At 71.4% G+C, this 17070-nt stretch carries 14 protein-coding genes; 7 read left to right on the top strand and 7 right to left on the bottom strand.

Annotated features, from left to right (window positions below; genetic code table 11):
• Window positions 1–10 precede the first annotated feature (10 nt).
• From AB0M36_RS04805 to AB0M36_RS04785, 5 genes are all read left to right on the top strand, one after another.
• Complete coding sequence (locus AB0M36_RS04805) at window positions 11–1972, top strand: methyl-accepting chemotaxis protein (protein ID WP_364152485.1); 1962 nt, start codon at window positions 11–13, stop codon at window positions 1970–1972.
• 52 nt (window positions 1973–2024) lie between these two features.
• A complete protein-coding gene (locus AB0M36_RS04800) occupies window positions 2025–3470 on the top strand; it encodes a peptide MFS transporter (RefSeq protein ID WP_364152482.1) in 1446 nt (481 codons plus the stop codon).
• Window positions 3471–3687: 217 nt separating this feature from the next.
• Window positions 3688–5505, top strand: coding sequence for a phosphatidylglycerol lysyltransferase domain-containing protein (locus AB0M36_RS04795; protein ID WP_364152479.1), 1818 nt, complete (start codon window positions 3688–3690; stop codon window positions 5503–5505).
• Entirely contained in the window at window positions 5502–6641 is a 1140-nt protein-coding gene (locus AB0M36_RS04790; protein ID WP_364152476.1) for an alpha/beta fold hydrolase, read from the top strand. Before AB0M36_RS04795 ends, AB0M36_RS04790 begins: the two co-directional genes overlap by 4 nt.
• A 25-nt stretch (window positions 6642–6666) precedes the next feature.
• Window positions 6667–7032: a response regulator gene (locus AB0M36_RS04785; protein WP_364152473.1), complete on the top strand. Its 366-nt coding sequence runs from the start codon at window positions 6667–6669 to the stop codon at window positions 7030–7032.
• 6 nt (window positions 7033–7038) lie between these two features.
• On the opposite strand, the gene AB0M36_RS04780 is transcribed toward AB0M36_RS04785, so the two are convergent.
• Window positions 7039–9039, bottom strand: coding sequence for a S8 family peptidase (locus AB0M36_RS04780; protein WP_364152470.1), 2001 nt, complete (start codon window positions 9037–9039; stop codon window positions 7039–7041).
• A 197-nt stretch (window positions 9040–9236) separates the two neighbouring features.
• Between AB0M36_RS04780 and AB0M36_RS04775 the strand changes: the two genes are divergently transcribed.
• Window positions 9237–10115: a hypothetical protein gene (locus tag AB0M36_RS04775; protein WP_364152467.1), complete on the top strand. Its 879-nt coding sequence runs from the start codon at window positions 9237–9239 to the stop codon at window positions 10113–10115.
• A gap of 232 nt (window positions 10116–10347) precedes the next feature.
• The gene (locus AB0M36_RS04770; RefSeq protein WP_364152464.1) at window positions 10348–11238 is read left to right on the top strand and encodes a sulfotransferase domain-containing protein; all 891 of its coding nucleotides are present in this window, start codon (window positions 10348–10350) and stop codon (window positions 11236–11238) included.
• A 10-nt stretch (window positions 11239–11248) separates the two neighbouring features.
• Here the strand turns inward: AB0M36_RS04770 and AB0M36_RS04765 are convergent, their stop codons facing one another.
• The 6 genes from AB0M36_RS04765 to AB0M36_RS04740 all read right to left on the bottom strand — a co-directional run bounded on the left by AB0M36_RS04765 (window position 11249) and on the right by AB0M36_RS04740 (window position 16637).
• Window positions 11249–12205 (bottom strand): cation transporter, encoded by a 957-nt coding sequence (locus tag AB0M36_RS04765; protein WP_364152461.1) that lies wholly within the window; start codon window positions 12203–12205, stop codon window positions 11249–11251.
• Entirely contained in the window at window positions 12202–12906 is a 705-nt protein-coding gene (locus AB0M36_RS04760; RefSeq protein WP_364152458.1) for a transporter substrate-binding domain-containing protein, read from the bottom strand. Before AB0M36_RS04760 ends, AB0M36_RS04765 begins: the two co-directional genes overlap by 4 nt.
• A 71-nt stretch (window positions 12907–12977) precedes the next feature.
• A complete protein-coding gene (locus tag AB0M36_RS04755) occupies window positions 12978–13586 on the bottom strand; it encodes a TetR family transcriptional regulator (RefSeq protein WP_364152455.1) in 609 nt (202 codons plus the stop codon).
• Entirely contained in the window at window positions 13583–14653 is a 1071-nt protein-coding gene (locus AB0M36_RS04750; RefSeq protein ID WP_364152452.1) for a hypothetical protein, read from the bottom strand. The genes AB0M36_RS04755 and AB0M36_RS04750 overlap by 4 nt, the downstream gene beginning before the upstream one ends.
• Before the next feature lie 46 nt (window positions 14654–14699).
• The gene (locus AB0M36_RS04745) at window positions 14700–15353 is read right to left on the bottom strand and encodes an HNH endonuclease family protein (protein ID WP_364152449.1); all 654 of its coding nucleotides are present in this window, start codon (window positions 15351–15353) and stop codon (window positions 14700–14702) included.
• A gap of 105 nt (window positions 15354–15458) precedes the next feature.
• Complete coding sequence (locus tag AB0M36_RS04740) at window positions 15459–16637, bottom strand: S8 family peptidase (RefSeq protein WP_364152446.1); 1179 nt, start codon at window positions 16635–16637, stop codon at window positions 15459–15461.
• Window positions 16638–17070: the final 433 nt, after the last annotated feature.

The raw sequence follows: 17070 nt of genomic DNA, 5'->3' as shown, positions 1-17070 counted from the left end.
TGGAGGACCCGTGCACGGCATCCGTACCCGTCTCGTCGCGAGCGTGCTGGTGATCATCGCTGTGGCGCTGGGCGCCCTGGTGACCATCGCCACCATGCGGACGACCGCGCTCAGCCTGGAGCAGGCCGGTGCCCGCATGGAGGAGCTGGCACGCCGCGAGGCCGGCCAGGTGGCCGCCCGGATCGACAACGCCGTGCACGCCGCCGAGGAGCTGGCGGGCGCCATGGTCACGCTGAAGAACTCCGGGATCACCGACCGGACCGCGACGAGCTACCTGGTCCGCGACGCGCTCGCCCGGCATCCGGAATTCGTCGGCATGTCCACCGGCTGGGAGCCGAACGCGTTCGACGGCCGGGACGCGGCGTTCCGCAAGAAGGCGCCGAGCGACGCGACCGGCCGGTTCATCCCGTACTGGTACCGCGACGGCGAGGCGCTCAAGTCCGACCCGCTCGTGGACTACGAGACTCCCGGCGCCGGTGACTGGTATCTGGTGCCCCGAAAGACCGGCAAGAGCCTGGTCGTCGACCCGTACGTCTACCCGATCAACGGCGAGGACGTGGTGATGACGACCGCCACCGCCCCGATCATGGTGGACGGCGCGTTCGCCGGGGTGGTCACCGTCGACCTCGCCCTGGCCGAGCTGAGCGCCGAGCTGGGCGCGCGCAAGCCGTACGACACCGGCTATCTCTCGCTGGTCACGGCCGGCGGCGTGGTCGTGACCCATCCGCGCGCGGAACTGCTCGGCAAGCCGCTGCCCGGCGAGGTCGCCGGTCTGGTCCCCGCCGCGCTGGGCGAGGCCGGCGCGGCGCGCTGGACCGGCCGCGACGACCACCTGGGTGAGGACGCCACGGCGGTGGTGGCGCGAGTCGCGCTGAGCACCGGCGACTCCTGGGCGCTGCTCGTCGCGGTGCCCGACGCCTCGATCACCGTGCCGGCCAGCTCGTTGCGCCGGACGCTGCTGATCGCCGCCGTGCTGGCATTCCTCGTCGCCGGCGCCGTGGTGTGGGTGTTCGGCACCCGGCTGACCCAGCCCCTGCTGTCGCTGCGCGACCGGCTCGCCGAGATCGCCGGCGGCGAGAGCGACCTCAGCCAGCGGGTGGACGAGTCGCGCCGCGACGAGATCGGTCAGCTCGGCGCCGCCTTCAACCGCTTCACCGGCAAGATCGCCGACCTGGTACGCCGCATCGACGAGCAGGCCGAGCAGGTCTCCACCTCGGCGCGGTCGCTGAGCACGATCAGCGAGCAACTGCGGGCCAACGCCACCCAGACCGCCGAACGCGCCGACGTCGTGGCCGAGGCGGCCGGGCGGGTGTCCGGCAACATCACCACGGTGACCGTGGGCGCCGGCGAGATGGACGCCTCCATCCGGGAAATCTCGACCAGCACCGCGGAGGCCGCCCAGGTGGGCGGCCGGGCGACCGAGGCCGCCCTGGCCACCACCCGAACGGTGGCGAAGCTGGGCGAATCCTCCGTGCAGATCGGTGAGGTCGTCAAGGCGATCACCAGCATCGCCGAGCAGACCAACCTGCTGGCCCTGAACGCCACCATCGAGGCGGCCCGCGCCGGCGAGATGGGCAAGGGCTTCGCCGTGGTCGCCGGGGAGGTCAAGGACCTGGCCCAGGACACCGCCCGGGCCACCGAGGACATCACCAACCGCGTGCAGACGATCCAGGCGGACACCCAGGCGGCCGTCGCCGCCATCGACGAGATCGCCCACGTCGTGAACCGCATCAACGAGCTGCAGACCACGATCGCCGGGGCCGTGGAGGAACAGACCGCCACCACACGGGAGATGAGCCGCAACGTCGAGGAAGCCGCATCCGGCTCAGCCGACATCGCCGCGACGATCGGCTCGGTGGCCGAGGCCGTGCAGCACACGACCGCGGGCAGCGCCGACACCGGCCGGGCCGCCGAGGAACTGGCCGGGCTCGCCGGGCAGCTCAAGACGCTGGTCGGTCAATTCCGCGCCTGAGCGATCGACGGCCGTCGTTTGCCCGGCGGCCTCTCGGGGTAGCGCCCGCACCATGACCGTGACGCAGGAGAAGACCTTCTTCGGGCAACCCCGTGCGCTGTCCACCCTGTTCGGGGTGGAGCTGTGGGAGCGGTTCTCGTTCTACGGCATGCAGGGCATCCTGCTCATCTATCTGTACTACTCGGCCGCCGACGGGGGCCTCGGGATCAGCGAGGACACCGCCACCAGCATCGTGGGCGCGTACGGCGGCGCCGTCTATCTGTCGACGATCCTCGGCGCCTGGCTCGCCGACCGGCTGCTCGGCTCCGAACGCGTCCTGTTCCTCAGCGCGGTGCTGGTGATGTGCGGGCACCTCGCGCTGGCCACCCTGCCCGGGCTGGCGGGCGTCGCCGTCGGCCTGGTGCTCATCGCGATCGGCAGCGGCGGCGTGAAGGCCAACGCCACCTCTCTGGTCGGCACCCTCTACGCCGAGGGCGACGAGCGGCGCGACGCCGGCTTCTCCCTGTTCTATCTGGGCATCAACCTCGGCGCCCTGGCCGGGCCGCTGCTGACCGGCCTGTTGCAGAAGACCGCCGGCTTCCACGTCGGCTTCGGCCTGGCCGCGGTCGGCATGGCCATCGGCCTGGCCCAGTACGCCGTGGGCCGGCGCCGCCTGCCGGACTCGGCGCGCGAGGTGCCCCACCCGCTTCCCGCCGGCAGGCGCGCGGCGGCCGCCGTCACGTTCGGCGTCGTCGCCGCGACCATCGCGATCCTGGCGGCCACCGGCGTGCTGGCCGCGGACCGGCTCGCCACCATCGTCGTGGTCGTCAGCGCGGCCGCCGCCGTCTGCTACTTCGTGGTGATCCTCGCCAGCCGCGAGATCACCCGGACGGAGCGGCGGCGGGTGCTGGCGTTCATTCCGATGTTTCTCGCCAGCGCCGCATTCTGGTCGCTCTACCAGCAGCAGTTCACGGTCGTGACGCTCTACTCCGACCAGCGGCTCGACCGTACGGTTCTCGGCTGGCAGCTGCCGGTGTCCTGGGTCCAGTCGATCAATCCGGTGTTCATCATCCTGCTGTCGGGGGCGTTCGCCGCGCTGTGGACCCGGCTCGGCGATCGGCAGCCGTCCGCCCCGGTGAAATTCGCCACCGGCACGGCGATCATGGGTGTGGCCTTCCTGCTGTTCCTGCCGCTGGCCGGGGGTGGGCCGAACAGCGCTCCGCTGCTCGCGCTCGCCGGCATCCTCTTCGTCTTCACGGTCGCCGAGCTCCTGTTGTCTCCGGTCGGGCTGTCGCTGGCCACCAAGCTCGCTCCCCGCGCCTTCCAGACCCAGATGGTGGCCCTGTTCTTCCTGTCCGTGGCGTTGGGCACCGCGCTGTCGGGCGTCCTGGCCCGCTACTACAGCGCCGACGGCGAGGTGGCGTACTTCGGGGTGCTCGGTGTCGTGGCGATCGTCCTGGGCTCGGCGCTGGCGCTGGGCACGCGGTCGATCACCCGCCTGATGGACGGGGTCCGGTAGCCGACAGTGCCCGGGGTCCGGCGACGGTGCGTAAGTGGGACGCGTCGATGCGTACATGTATCGGGCTTTGCTCCACCTTACGGTGGAGAGCGTGCGCGACGGGTCTGCTCTTCGACGGATGCCGGGAGTAGCGCACTGATGGCACTCTCTCGATCAATGGCTGATCTTGTGCGCGGCAGCGCCGCGGGATCGCCGCCATATCGACGGGGAGGGTGTTGTGGCACGACAGGATGCCGGTTCGGCAACGGGACAGGAGCAGGCCGCGCCGCGGTCCGCCGCCTGGCGGAACTGGCGTCGGCGGGTGCCTACGGTCGCCGCCGTGCTGTGCGGCGTCGTCGGAGCACTGGGCATCCTGGCCGCCCTGGGCGCCATCCGAGCCGATCTCGCCGGTGACGCGTCGCTGTGGTCCGGGCTTCCCGCCATGAGTACGGCGGCGGGCGGCGTCCTCTACCTCATCGTCGCCCGCGGCCTGAGCCGCCGGCAGCGCACCGCCTGGCTCTGGCTGGTGGGCCTGATGTCCGTCAAGATCGCGCTGGTGGCCGCCGGAACCATGGTGGAGAGCGCGCACCGCTACGGCGGACACGGCACCGGCCTGCGGCTCGGCGTCGGCGTGCTGCTGTTGGCCGTCGTCCTGGCCGCGGGTGGCGAGTTCACCGCGGCGCGGCCCCGGCCCCGCCGGTCGACCACCGCGCTGCTGGCCTCGCTCGTCGTGCTGGGACCGGTCGCGAGCTGGTTGATGCTGACGGCGTTCAGCCCCGGCACCGCGAGCGGCACCCACCGCGCGGTCTGCGGCGCCTGGTATCTGGTGCGCGGGCTCCTGGGGATCCGCCAACCGCACCTGGAGGCGGCACCCCCGACCTGGGTCGCCGTGAGCGTCGGTGTGGCCGGTGCGGCGATCGTGATCCTCGCCGCCTACCTGGGCCTGCGCCCGGGTCGCGGGAGTGACCGCGTGGCGAGCACCCAGCAGCCTCAGCTGCGCGAACTGCTCACCAAGCACGGCGGTCAGGACTCGCTCGGATACTTCGCCCTGCGCGACGACAAGTCGACCATCCTGTCCGCGACCGGCAAGTCGGCCGTCTGCTACCGCGTGGTCAACGGGGTGAGCCTGGCCAGCGGGGATCCGATCGGTGTCCAGGCGGACTGGTCCGGCGCCATCGAGGCATGGCGGCGGGAGGCCGAGGCGCACGGCTGGATCCCGGCCGTCCTGGGCGCCGGCGCGGCCGGGGCACGGGCCTACTCCCGGGCGGGCCTGCGGGTGCTGGAGATCGGCGACGAGGCCGTGCTGCGCACCGACGAGTTCAGCCTGGAGGGACGGCCGATGCGCGCCGTCCGCCAGGCCGTCAACCGGGTCCAGCGGGCCGGCTACGAGGTCCTGATCCACCGGGTGGGAGACGTCGCGCCCAGCACGATGGACGAGCTCTGCCGGCACGCCGAGCAGTGGCGGGACGGCCCCGTGGAACGTGGCTTCTCCATGGCCCTCGGTCGTTTCGCCCACCCGGACGACCTGGAATACGTGGTGGTCGAGGTGCGTGACGCCCAGGCCCGCCCCGTGGCGGTGCTCGGCTTCGTCCCGTGGGGTGCCGACGGCCTCTCGCTGGACCTGATGCGCAAGGACCCGGACACCCCCAACGGAACCTTCGAATTCATGATCGTGGAGCTGCTGGCGCGGGCCGAGACGATGGGCGTCACACGCGTCTCCCTCAACTTCGCGATGTTCCGTTCCGCCTTCGCCCGCGGCGAGCAGCTGGGCGCCGGCCCGCTGCTGCGCTGGTGGCGCGCCGCACTCATGTTCGCCTCCCGGTGGTGGCAGCTCGAGTCGCTCTACCGGGCCAACGAGAAATACCAGCCCACCTGGCTGCCCCGCTTCGTCTGCTATCCGCGTGGGCGGGACCTGCCGAGGGTGGGAGTCGCCGCCGCCATCGCCGAGGGGTTCATCGCGCCCCCGGGACAACGACGCCCGGTGCCGACGCCGCGCGCCGAGGCCGTGGTGCCGACCGGCCTGAAGCAGACCGCGCAGACGGGGGTGCTCCAGTGAGCGGCATCGTCATCACCAGCGGCTGGGTGATCGGTCTGCTCATCGGGCTCACCGTGGCCGCCGCGGTGGCCACCGCGAAGTTCTGGGACCGGGGCCGGATCCGCACCCCGCACCGCGCCCTCGGGCTGATCCTCGTCCAACTGCTGGTGCTGCTCAGCATCGCCTCCGTCATCAACCGGCAGGCGAACTTCTACGTCACCCTCGGCGAACTGTTCGGTCAGGGCAACACCGACAGCTACGCGTCCTCGATCCCGCCCGGCTCGCCGAAGCTGACCTCGGACGGCACCAGCAAGGACGATCTCGCCCGTTGGCTCGCCGAGCACCCCGCCCAGCAGGGCAAGGGCACCGTCGTCCCGGCCCTGCTGGCCGGCGCGCGCACCGGGTACGCGCTCCCGGCGCAGATCTACCTGCCCCCCGCCTACACCTCTCCCCCGGCCGCCCGGCAGAAGTTCCCCGTCGTGATGTTCCTGGCCGGATACCCGGGCACCCCGGAGAGCTTCCGCGTGACCATGGGCGTGCCCGACGCGCTGGACCAGGCGATCAGCGCGCGACAGCTGGCACCCGTGATCGGCGTCATGGTCGAGCAGGACCCCGTCCGGGGCCGGGACAGCGAATGCGTCGACTCCGCGCTCGGTGTCCGGGCCGACACCTACCTCACCTCCGACGTCCCCGAGGTGATCGAGCGCAACTTCCGGGCGGCGGGCGGCCGCGACAACTGGTCCCTGGTGGGCTATTCGACGGGCGGCTTCTGCGCGGCGAACCTGGCCCTGCGCCACCCGGACCGGTTCTCGGCCGCCGGCGTCCTGTCCGGCTACTTCCGGCCGCTCATCGACCGGTCGACCGGCGACCTCTACCAGGGCAACCTGGCTCTGCGCCGCGCCAACGACCCGCGGATCATGATCGGTCAGCGCCGGCCCGCACCGACGCACCTGTTCCTCTTCGCCGGAACGGGCGATCGCGCGGCACAGCGGGATCTGCGGGCCTTCAGGCCGCTGGTGCACGCACCGGACACGGCGACGGTCGTCGACGACCGGCCGGGTGGGCACAACTTCGCCACCTGGCGGGCGGTGCTCCCGGACCTCTTCAGGTGGCTGAATCAGAGGTTCCCCGCTGCCGACACCCAGGATGCCTCATAATCTGGGCAGACACAGGAAGGGCGCCATGGCTCTGATAATGGTGGTCGACGACGATACCGACGTGCGGGATCTCATCGAGACGACCCTGCGCGTCGACGGTCACGAGGTTCTGTCCGCGGTCAGCGCGCCCGAGGCGTTGACGGCGATGCGCGAGAACCAGCCCGATCTCCTGGTCACCGACCAGATGATGCCCGGCATGACCGGCCTGGAACTCGTCCGGGCCATGCGCGAGGACCACACCATCGCCGAGGTGCCCATCATCCTGCTGACCGGCACCGACAAGCACCGGGACCTGTTCTCGGTGGACCGCTGGCTGGAGAAGCCGTTCAGCCCCTCCCGCCTGCGGTCACACGTGCAGGCTCTGCTCAGTCGCAGCGCCTCTCAGCGCTGACGCCGGTCAGAGGCGGACGACCGCGCTGACCGCGCCGACGACGGACGGCGTCGTGGTCACCACGAGCCGGTACTGCGACCCCGTCCGGAGCCGGGCGATGGCACGCCGCTCCGTCGCGCGGTAGCTGACCACGGTGACCCAGGACCGGCCGTCGAGGCGCTGCAACCGCACCGTCTGCCCCGCGGCACCCCGGATGGTCGCGGTCACCGCGCCCTTCCCGCCTTTGGTCAGGCGTACGACGGTGCGCGGCACGTAGGTGAACGTCGCCGAGCTCACCTGGTGCGACGTTGCCGTCGCGGCGACCACCAGCCTGACGGAGTAGCGGCTGGTGACCGCCTGGCTGTGTCGCACGGTGCCGGTGTCCGATGTCGTGGTCGCCGTGCAGCGGAATCCCCCGGTCGGTCCGGCGACGCAGATCGACGCCGGCCGGCCCGCCCAGGGCTGCTTCCCCGCGGTCACGGTGAACGTCGTGGTGGCCGCCGTCGCGTAGTCCACCGTCCGCGCCGACCCCTTGCCGGACACCACGGGTGTCGTCCGGGGCGCCGTGGGGGTGCTGGTCGGGGTAGGTGCGGCGGTCGGGGTGACGGTGGGCGCGAGGGTCTGGGTGGCGGTCGGCGACGGGACGACGGGCGGGTTCGGGGCCGTCGGCGCGACCGTGGGCTCGACGGTCGGCGACGGGGCGACGGGAGCCGAGGTCGGCGCGTTCGACGTCGGCGCTGTCGTCGGCGCCGCCGGGGTCGGTGAGGTCGTCGGGGCGGTGGTCGGCGCGGCCACGGGCACTGCCGCGGCGAGGGCATCCACCGGGTTGATTCGGCCGTGGCCGTAGTCGGCGTCCCATCCGGCGGCGCCGAGGTCGGTGGCCGTACCCGTCAGAGCCTGCTCGATCTCGTCCGGGGTCAGGGCGGAATCCGCACCCTTCAGCAGCGCGGCGACCGCGGCGACGTGGGGCGACGCCATGGAGGTGCCGCTGTAGTAGGCGTATCCGCCCCTGGCGACGGGGACCGTGCTGAGGATGCCGGTGCCGGGCGCGGCCACGTCGACGTAGCTGCCCCGGTTGGAGAAGCCGCTGTAGGTGTCCGTCGAGTCGGTGGAGGCGACCGCGATGACGCCGGGGTCGGCTGCCGGCCACATGGTGGGGCTGCCGTTGGTCCGGTAGTTGCCCGCCGCGGCGACCACGACCACCCCACGGGAGCGGGCGTAGGCGATGGCGTTGGTCACCGACGCCACCTGGTTGGGCGCGCCGAGGGACATGTTGATGATCTGGGCTCCCTGATCCGCGGCATAGACGATGCCGGTCGCCACATCGGACATGACGCCGCTGCCCGACGCGTTGAGGGCCCGGACGGGCAGGATGCGCGCGTCGGGCGCGATGGCGGAGATGCCGGTGCCGTTGCCGGTGACGGCGGCGATGGTGCCGGCGACGTGGGTGCCGTGCCCGTTGGGATCCGAGCTGACGCCGGACGTGCCGGCAACCAGGTCGATGCCGGGCAGGACGTTGCCGGCAAGATCGGGGTGGGAGGCTTCGACGCCGCTGTCGATGACCGCCACCGTGACACCGGCGCCGGTCGAGCGTTGCCACGCGGTGGCGGTCCGCAGCTTGCCGAAGTCCCACTGCGAGGCGCGGTACTGGTCGGTTCCGGTCGGCGCGTCCAGCTGCCGGACGGGGACGTCGAGTTCGACCACGACCGCGCCCGGTGCCCGCTGCCCGGCGCGGATCAGTAGCTGAGCCTGTTCCCGATCGGTGGCACTGCGGGTGGTCACCACCGGCCGGCCGGTGGAATCCAGCGCGGTGCTGACGATGCTCACCGGCTCCCGGGCACTGATGTGTTCCGGCAGCAGTTCGTTCGGGTTCTCGGTCAGACCCGAGGTGACGGGCGTCCAGACGGGCGCCGCGTCCTGCGCCACCGGTGGTGCCGAGGTGACAGTGGACGGCACGCTCGCCACGGCGGCGGCCAACGTACCGGCGGCGACCGCTGCGGCGGCGAAGAGACGCACCTCGAATGTCATCCGGCGACCCACCTTCCCGCGCCGGCGGCAGGTGACCGATGGACGCGAGTTCAGAGTGGCCCGGTTCCGGTATCCGCCGGGGAGGGGTCGGGTTGCCGTTGCGTTGCGTCCGCCGCCGACGCCGTCGAGCCGGCGAGTTCTCACAGGTTCGGGACCGGACTGCCGATCAGGCGGCTACCCCGACCACTGGAGAAGTCATGTCGCTCCCCCTCCGGCACCGTTTCGCCGCGGTCCTCGCCGTCGTCGCCACCGGCTGCGCCTCCGCCGCCGCACCGGCGCCCGCGCGGGCGGACGCCGTCCCGGGAACCACGGTGGGAGCGATCCAGGTGGCGCACACCGCCGTCACCCAGCCGATGCTTCCGGCCGGGACGGCGTTCGCGTGGGCCAAGGCGCCGGGCAACCGCAAGGCGTACGCCACCATGGGCGACCCGATCGCCCGCTGGAACCCGTGCGCGGCCATCGGCTACCGGTTCAATCCGGCCCGGGCGCCGAAGGGCGCGCTCAAGGACCTCAAGGGCGCGATCCGGCGGGTCAGCAAAGCCAGCGGTCTGAGGTTCGTGTACCGGGGGAAGACCAACGCCGTGCCGCACGCCAAGGCCGGGTACAACCCCGACTATCCGGCCAACACCCAGCTGGTGGTCGCGTGGGTGACCCCGGGCAAGCAGAGCGAATGGCTGCCGAAGGACGGCCCGGCCGGGGTGGGTGGGCCCGCGTGGACCACCGGGTACACCGCGAAGGGCAAGAAGGTGGGCCACATCCGGTGGGCCGGTGTCGTGCTGAACACGCGCGTGACGGTGAAGGGCGGCTTCGGCGCCGGACCCCGGGTGGGCTGGCAGGGCACCCGCGGCCAGCTCCTGATGCACGAGCTCGGGCATGCCGTGGGCCTGGCCCACCCGTCGATCGACGACCCGAAGCAGATCATGTACCCGGTGATGAGCCGGAAGAAGGCCGTCTGGGGGGCCGGGGACCGGACCGGTCTGAAGGTGGTGGGCAAGTCCGGCGGTTGCATCCGCGAGGAGCCGCCGTCGGCGGACGCCGCCTCGGTGGACGCCAGCGGAGATTTCGCCCTGTCCTGAGGCCGACCACCGGCGATGCCAATTCGAGATCGTATTTGTTGATCTTTTCGGCGCCCTTATCCGTGATCTCTCACGCGGGTTGGGCTCGGGCCGCAACGCTGGCAGTTTACACGGTGTTGATGTAACGTGCGCTACCTGCAAGGTGTCGCATGGCGGTGAGAAGAACCTGCAGTGAGCAGGGAAATCGACCCCCTTGTGGCTATTTCTGCGCGGTAGGACGAGGGCCTGAACGATGCTCAATCGCACTGTCATGTACGCCAAGCAGCACACGCCCAATTCCATGCGGGTCGTGGTGCGTCGCACAATGCTCGAGGCACACAACGCCAGATTGCGGCTCACGGTTCCGGTGGTTTCCCATTGCGAATACGTGAACATTTATCACTGCGCGGTGCGTAAGACGGCCAGCCAATGGGTCAAAGCGCTGTTCAGTGATCCCATCGTGTATCGCCACTCCGGGCTGCCCACCTATGACCCCCGGTTCTACAACTGGAGCCACCCGCAGGTCTGCCCGCGCGACCGGGTGGCCCTGTCGCTCTTCTTCTCCCGCCAGCGCTTCGACGCCATCCCGAAGCCGGACAGCCACCGGGCCTTCTTCGTCCTGCGGGACCCGCGCGACATGGTGGTGTCGAGCTACTTCTCCACGCGCAAGTCACACGCGCCCATGGGCGACATCCCCAAGGTCCGCGCGGTGCTCCAGGAGAAGCCGTTCAAGGACGGAATGCTGTATCTCATCGACCATCTCGCCAAGAAGGGCACGTTCAAGGCACTTCGGTCATGGGCCACCGCACCGGACACCGGCGTCGTCCGCCTGTTCCGATACGAGGACCTGACCGGGCCCCGGCAGACCGAGCAGGTGGATCAGCTGATGCGCCACTGCGGCATCGTCATCCCGCAGCGCGAGCTGACGACCCTTCTCTCCCGGTACAGCTTCTCGGAGATGAACAACCGTAAGGGCGCGGGAGAGGTGTCGCACTACCGCAAGGGACGGCCCGGCGACTGGCGCAACCACTTCGACGATGACATCCAGGATGCTTTCGCGAAGGCCACGGGCAACCTGATCGACCTCCTCGGCTACACCGCGGACGCGGAATCCACCGACCTGCGAGCGGGCAACCGGGTCTGAGCACGACCCCTCAGGGCTTGCCCTCGATGCGGGACGCGGGGGCGATCACCAGGTCGTGCATGCGCCAATCGAAGCCGCGGGCGAACTTCTCCAGCCGCTCGAGCCGTTCCACCAGGCTGTCGGTGTCCGGTCGGGGCACCACGATCAGCTCGCCGGCGAAGACGTGACCCTCCTCGCGCAGGCGCAGCCAGGCGTCCGCGACCCAGTCCTGGTCGAGCACCGCCATGAGCAGCTGGTCCGGCAGGGGGTGCGGCCGGCTGCCGTCGACGACCAGGGGTCGCTCGTCCATCAGATCCGCCACCGCGCCGCGCAGGGTACGCACTCCGTCGCGGACGATGTCGGCGCCGATGATGAGCGCCGCGACGGCGTCGGCCCACCACAGTCCGGCGCCGATGCCCAGGATGCCGAGGATCGCCGCTCCGGCGGTCAACCAGTCCGCCCGGTTCATCTCGGCGTCGGCGAAGAGCACTTTGTCATGCAGGTCGCGGGCGATCCGCTGCTTGACCCGGCCCAGCATGATCGCCGGAACCATCGTGGCGAACAGCACGGCGATCATCGGCCAGCCCAGCCAGATCTGCTGCCCGAACACCTCGACCAGGCCGATCGGCGGGCGTTCCCGCGCGACGAGCCGCATCGCCGAGTCGTACACCACGTAACCGCCGAGGCCGAACAGGGCGACGGCTCCGGCCAGGAACGCGACGCTCACCGAGCGGTGATATCCGTACGGAAAGCGGGTGGTCGGCGTACGCGTCCGGTAGCGGGCCGCGATCAGGAACGCCGCCGGCGGCACCAGGCCCAGCATGTCCTCGATCCACGCCGCCTTCATCGCCTGTGACTGGCCCAACGTGACCGCGAGCATCGTGATCGCGACCACGAAGAAGAGGATCGTCCACCACTCGAGCCGTACCGCCCGGCGATGCAGCGCGGCTTTGTCGGGTGGCAGCTCGAACCGGTCGGAGACCCTCACCGCGCGTCCTCCGCCCGCAGCAGCAGCTCGGTCACCTCGTCGTGAGACAGGTCGAGCAGGAAGTGTTCCACCTGCACCTGCCAGCCGTTCTCGCCCGGCGGCACCGCCCACACATGGTCCTGCTTGGCCAGCTCGTGCTCGGACGCCCGCAGCTTGTCGCCCAGCCGCCACTCCCCCACCACGACCGGCAGTCCCTCGCTGCCCGTGACCTCCGGCACCGCCACGACGTCGGCATCCTCCGAGGTCAGCGCCGCCACCTCCGCGGTGCCGGCCGGCACCGCGATCCGGACACCGGACAGGTCGTCGGGAACCGCCACACCGGGCGGCACGGCGATGAACGTCCGCGTCGTCACGTACGGGCGGGTCAGCGACGCGTGCTCGATCCACGGCGACTGCGCGTCCAGGCCCCCGACGACCAGATCGAGGACGCGGTCCTTCAGCGCCGGCATGAGCGCCGTTTCCGAGCCCGGGTACCACTCGATCCGGGCTCCCAGCCGCTGCGCCAGGCGCTGCACCAGCCACACCTCGGCACCCTGCGGGTCGCCCTGATCGGGTGCCCAGGCCCAGGGCGGGCTCTCGGTGACGCCCACGCGCAGGACGCCGTCGCGGACGTCCGCGAGGGTGGTGCCGGTGTCACGCGGCCACCCGCAACCGCCGACCAGCAGCACCACCACGACGAGCAGACTGACGCCGCGCCGCATCCGACCTCCTCACCATCGGCAAGATCTGCTCATACCCGGTACGTCCACGGGCAAATCCGCCGCCGGTCGCGCTACTCCAGCAGACCGGTGGCGAGTGACGACACCAGCTGGTCGGAGTCGGCCTGCGGGTCGCCCGCGATGCCCGAGCGGAACAGCGCCGCCCCCTCCATGAGGCTGACGAAGACCCGGGCCCGGGCCGCCGCCTCCGTGGGTGTCAGGTCCGGGCGACGCCCGGAGACCGCGGCGGCGACGAGCTCCTCGTAGCGGCGGTAGAAGGCGCGGACGGCGACGGCCACGCCCTCGTCGTGGCCCGCGAGTGCCCACACCTCGGTGAACAGCACGGTCAGGGACCGGTCGAGATGCTCGTCCAGCAGGAGCCGGACCAGTGTCGCGGCGTCCCGCGCGGCGAGTGGTCCGCGCAGTCGGTCGAGGGCCGCGACAAGATGCCGGTCGAGCAGCGCGGCGACGAGGTCGCCGCGGGTCGGAAAGTAGTACTGGAGATTGCCGAGGCGGATCTCCGCCCGAGCGGCGACGCCGCGCAGCGTGAGAGCGGCGTGGCCTTCGGAAACGAGGAGCTCGGTCGCGGCGTCCAGGATCCGGCGGCGGCGTTCGGCCCCCTTAGCGGTCAGCCGCCGCGCGGGCAGAGCCTCCGCCGCCCCCACCGGATCGGCCCCGGTCACGCCGCGGCTTCCAGGCCGACCTCGGCGTCGACCCGCACGCCGAGGGTGCCGAGCTGCGCCAGGAGGTCCGGCGACGCGGACAACTCAGGGAAGAGCACGCCACCGCGGGCCGCCAGCGCATCGCGCAGCGAAAGCAGCGCCCCGACCGCCGTCAGGTGCGCCTGCCCGCGAGGATCGCCGACAGTGACCGTCCGGGTCCCTTCCGGTCCGGCGACGTCGATGCGCAGCCGTGCCTCGCCGCCGGGGCCGGGACGGTAGATCAATGAGCGCCGCAGACCGCGCAGCCGGTCGCCGCGGGCCACGCGGAAGAAGCCGAGGCGCCGCAACGTCAGCAGCGCCCCGGTCGCCGAGCCGGCACTGAACCCGATCCGGGTGGCGCTGCGTCGAGCGCCCAGCGTCATGGGCAGGGTGAACTGCTCCGGGGTATCGATGCGCGCGACCCGCACCCGGTCGGCGCCGATCGCCACGGTGCGCACCTGCGTCAGCGGAGTCACCATCCGCTCTCCGTCCGTGCCCCGGGCGGGAAAGTCGACGCCCAGGCGGTCGAGGAACTCCACCGAGTCCGCGCCCGCCCGGTCCCGTACGTCGTAACGGATCGCGACATCGATCTCGGCGGCGCCGCCCACCGTGGCGCAGAGATGGCCCACGATCCTCGGCACGAGGCCGCCCATCCAGCCCGAGGAGAGCGCGACCGGCGCCTTGGGGGGCACGGTGGCGGTGAGCGCGAGTGCCGCCTGCAGCCGGCTGGTCCAGCGGGTGATGTCGACGTATGGCACGCCGGCCGTGAGGCAGCCGCGCAGCGCGTGGTCGGCGGGGTCGTTCACGGTCGTGATCAGGGCGCGGACCGCGACGGGCGGTGCCGGGTCGGCGAGGTCCCAGCGGAGAAGGCCGGCGTCCGTCGCGGCGGCGACCGCGGCGCCGCTGCCGCCGGCGGACCGCGGATGGCGGCCGGCCAGCAGCAGCGGCGACTCGGGGTGGTGCTGGTGCAGCAGGTGGGCGAGCTCGGCGCCGACGACGCCGTATCCCCCGGCGAGCAGGATCGGACCATCCGGATCGTGGATCAACATGGTCCGCACTATAGGTCATCCGACCTAAATTTGCTCGAGGGAGGGATCAGGAGGCGCAACCGTCGAGGGTCGCCTGCAACGCCGACTTCTCGGCATCCTGCAGGGTCAGCTGCCAGGAGTGCTTCACGGTGATCCACATCTTGGCGTAGGCGCACTGGAAGTCCGCGCGGGGCGGCTGCCACTCGGCCGGGTCCTGGTCGCCCTTGGCCTGGTTGAGATCGTCGGTCACGGCGACCAACTGGGGATGGGCCAGGTCGTTGGCGAACTGTTCGCGGCGCTCGGTGGTCCAGGCGTCGGCGCCCGAGCGCCACGCCTCGGCCAGGGGCACGAGGTGGTCGATGTCGACGTCGGCCGCGTCGGTCCAGGTCTCGCCGTCATAGGGACTGCGCCAGGTGCCCGAGGTGGGCTGGCAGGAATTGTCGACGACGACGGCGTCGCCGTCGCGCTGCAGCACGGTCTCGCGGGTGTTGCAGCTGCCCTCGACGTTCTCCCAGTGCGGGAACTTCTCGCGGGAGTAGCCGTCGCCGGAGCCCTCGGCGTCGACGGCCAGCGCGTTCAACTGTTCCTGCGCGACGGCCTTCGACGGTACGGCGGGAACGGTCGGCACCGCGGGCACATCGTCGGCGAGGGCGGGTACGGCTACGGCGGCAGTCGCCGCTACAGCCACGACGGCGACGGCGGTGGCACGGGAAAAGCGCATCGATGGTCTCCAGGGGTCGATTCGCACAGCGTGGGTGTGGAGAGAAGGACGGCGGCGGACCTCCGGGAGCCGGAAGCCCGCCGCCGCGGGGGTCGAGCGGTGGAGTCAGCTACCGATGCGCAGCAGCTTGGCGGTCGAGCCGGTGCCGGGGTCGGTGACCACGTCACCGGTGGCACCGTCGGTCAGCGCCGTGGCGACCTCGGCCGGGGTGGCCTCGGGCTTGGCGTCCAGCACCAGGGCGGCGGCGCCGGCCACGTGCGGGGACGCCATCGACGTGCCGCTGATCGTCTTGGTGGCGGTGTCGCTGTCCATCCAGGACGAGGCGATGTCCTGGCCGGGAGCGAAGACGTCCAGGCACTTGCCGAAGTTGGAGAAGTCGGCCCTGGCGTCGGTGTCGGCGGTCGCACCGACGGTGATCGCCTCGGCCACCCCGGAGGGGCTGCCTTCGCAGGCGTCGGCGTTGTCGTTACCGGCGGCCACCGCGAACGTGACGCCGGCACCGACGGCGCCCTTCACGGCGGTGTCGATGGCCGCGTCCGTGCCGCCGCCGAGGCTCATGTTGGCCACGGCCGGCTTGACCGCGTTGCCGGCGACCCAGTCGATGCCGGCGACGACCTGCTCGGTGGTGCCCGAGCCCTCGCAGTCCAGCACCCGCACGGCCACCAGCTTCACTTCCTTGGCGATGCCGTACTTCGTGCCGCCGATGGTGCCGGCGACGTGCGTACCGTGTCCGTTGCAGTCGTCGGCCGTGTCGCCGTCGACGGCGTCGAAGCCGCTCTCCGCGCGACCACCGAAGTCCTCGTGGGTGGTGCGGATGCCAGTGTCGACGACGTACGCGTGCACCCCCTTGCCCGTGCCGGGGTAGGTGTACGACTTGTCCAGCGGCAGGGCCGCCTGGTCCACCCGGTCCAGACCCCAACCGGCGTCGGTCTGGGTGTCCATCGTGTGCAGCCGGCGGACCTGCTGCACCGAGGCCACGTTCTTGTCGGCGGCCAGCCGCTGCGCCTCGGCCGCGCTCATCGTGGTCGAGAAGCCCCGCAGCGCGTGGCTGAAGGTGCGCTGCACCGTGCCGTCGTGCCGGCCGGCGAGCCGGGTGGCGGCCGCCGAGACCTTTCCGGCGCCGGGCTTGAGCACCACGATGTACCGGTCGGCCACGGCATCCGCCGCGCCGGCGCCGTGGACCGTGCCGACCCCGTCCGACTGCGGTGTGGTCGTCGCACTGGCCGGCATGACCACCACTGCCGCGGCCAGCGCACCAGCCGCGATGGTCGTCGCACCCAACACCCGACGCGTCGTTTTCCTGCGATCTCGCAACGTGCCTCCCTGACTGCCTACTCCACCGTTCGGCTGGCTGTAGCTGCCCGTTCGGTGAAGCGGATCAACTGAGTGGTTGGCACGCTAATAACAATCGGTCGATGTTCACAACCGCCGATACGTGAACCAACGGCCCTCGATCGCCCGCCCGCTCCGCACCCGGAGCCGAGAACGGCTCCGCTGGGAGCGCGCCCAGAATGCGGGACGGACGTCTCGCGCGGACCCGCGCAGAAACGTCCGGCATCCGCCGGGTGAGCAGGCGATTCGTTCGCACCTCGCCCGGCCGGGCGGGCGCCGGAGTGGCCGGCGTCACGGTCCGTCACGACCGTCCTTAACAGTCCAGGAAGGACAGTCGCGTGAGGACGGTGGAAAAAATCTGAGAAAAATTTTCCGACCGTCCGTT

It is taken from the genome of Actinoplanes sp. NPDC051346, from assembly GCF_040682215.1.
Taxonomy (GTDB): Bacteria; Actinomycetota; Actinomycetes; order Mycobacteriales; family Micromonosporaceae; genus Actinoplanes.
Note: the sequence above shows the minus strand (reverse complement) of the source record. Positions and strands in the feature narration are given on the sequence as shown.

Bases quoted from the DNA above. Each gene is read 5' to 3' on its own strand.
- AB0M36_RS04800 (WP_364152482.1), top strand. From the start codon at position 2,025: ATGACCGTGACGCAGGAGAAGACCTTCTTCGGGCAACCCCGTGCGCTG.
- AB0M36_RS04785 (WP_364152473.1), top strand. From the start codon at position 6,667: ATGGCTCTGATAATGGTGGTCGACGACGATACCGACGTGCGGGATCTC.
- AB0M36_RS04780 (WP_364152470.1), bottom strand. From the start codon at position 9,039: ATGACATTCGAGGTGCGTCTCTTCGCCGCCGCAGCGGTCGCCGCCGGT.
- AB0M36_RS04775 (WP_364152467.1), top strand. From the start codon at position 9,237: ATGTCGCTCCCCCTCCGGCACCGTTTCGCCGCGGTCCTCGCCGTCGTC.
- AB0M36_RS04770 (WP_364152464.1), top strand. From the start codon at position 10,348: ATGCTCAATCGCACTGTCATGTACGCCAAGCAGCACACGCCCAATTCC.
- AB0M36_RS04760 (WP_364152458.1), bottom strand. From the start codon at position 12,906: ATGCGGCGCGGCGTCAGTCTGCTCGTCGTGGTGGTGCTGCTGGTCGGC.
- AB0M36_RS04750 (WP_364152452.1), bottom strand. From the start codon at position 14,653: ATGTTGATCCACGATCCGGATGGTCCGATCCTGCTCGCCGGGGGATAC.
- AB0M36_RS04745 (WP_364152449.1), bottom strand. From the start codon at position 15,353: ATGCGCTTTTCCCGTGCCACCGCCGTCGCCGTCGTGGCTGTAGCGGCG.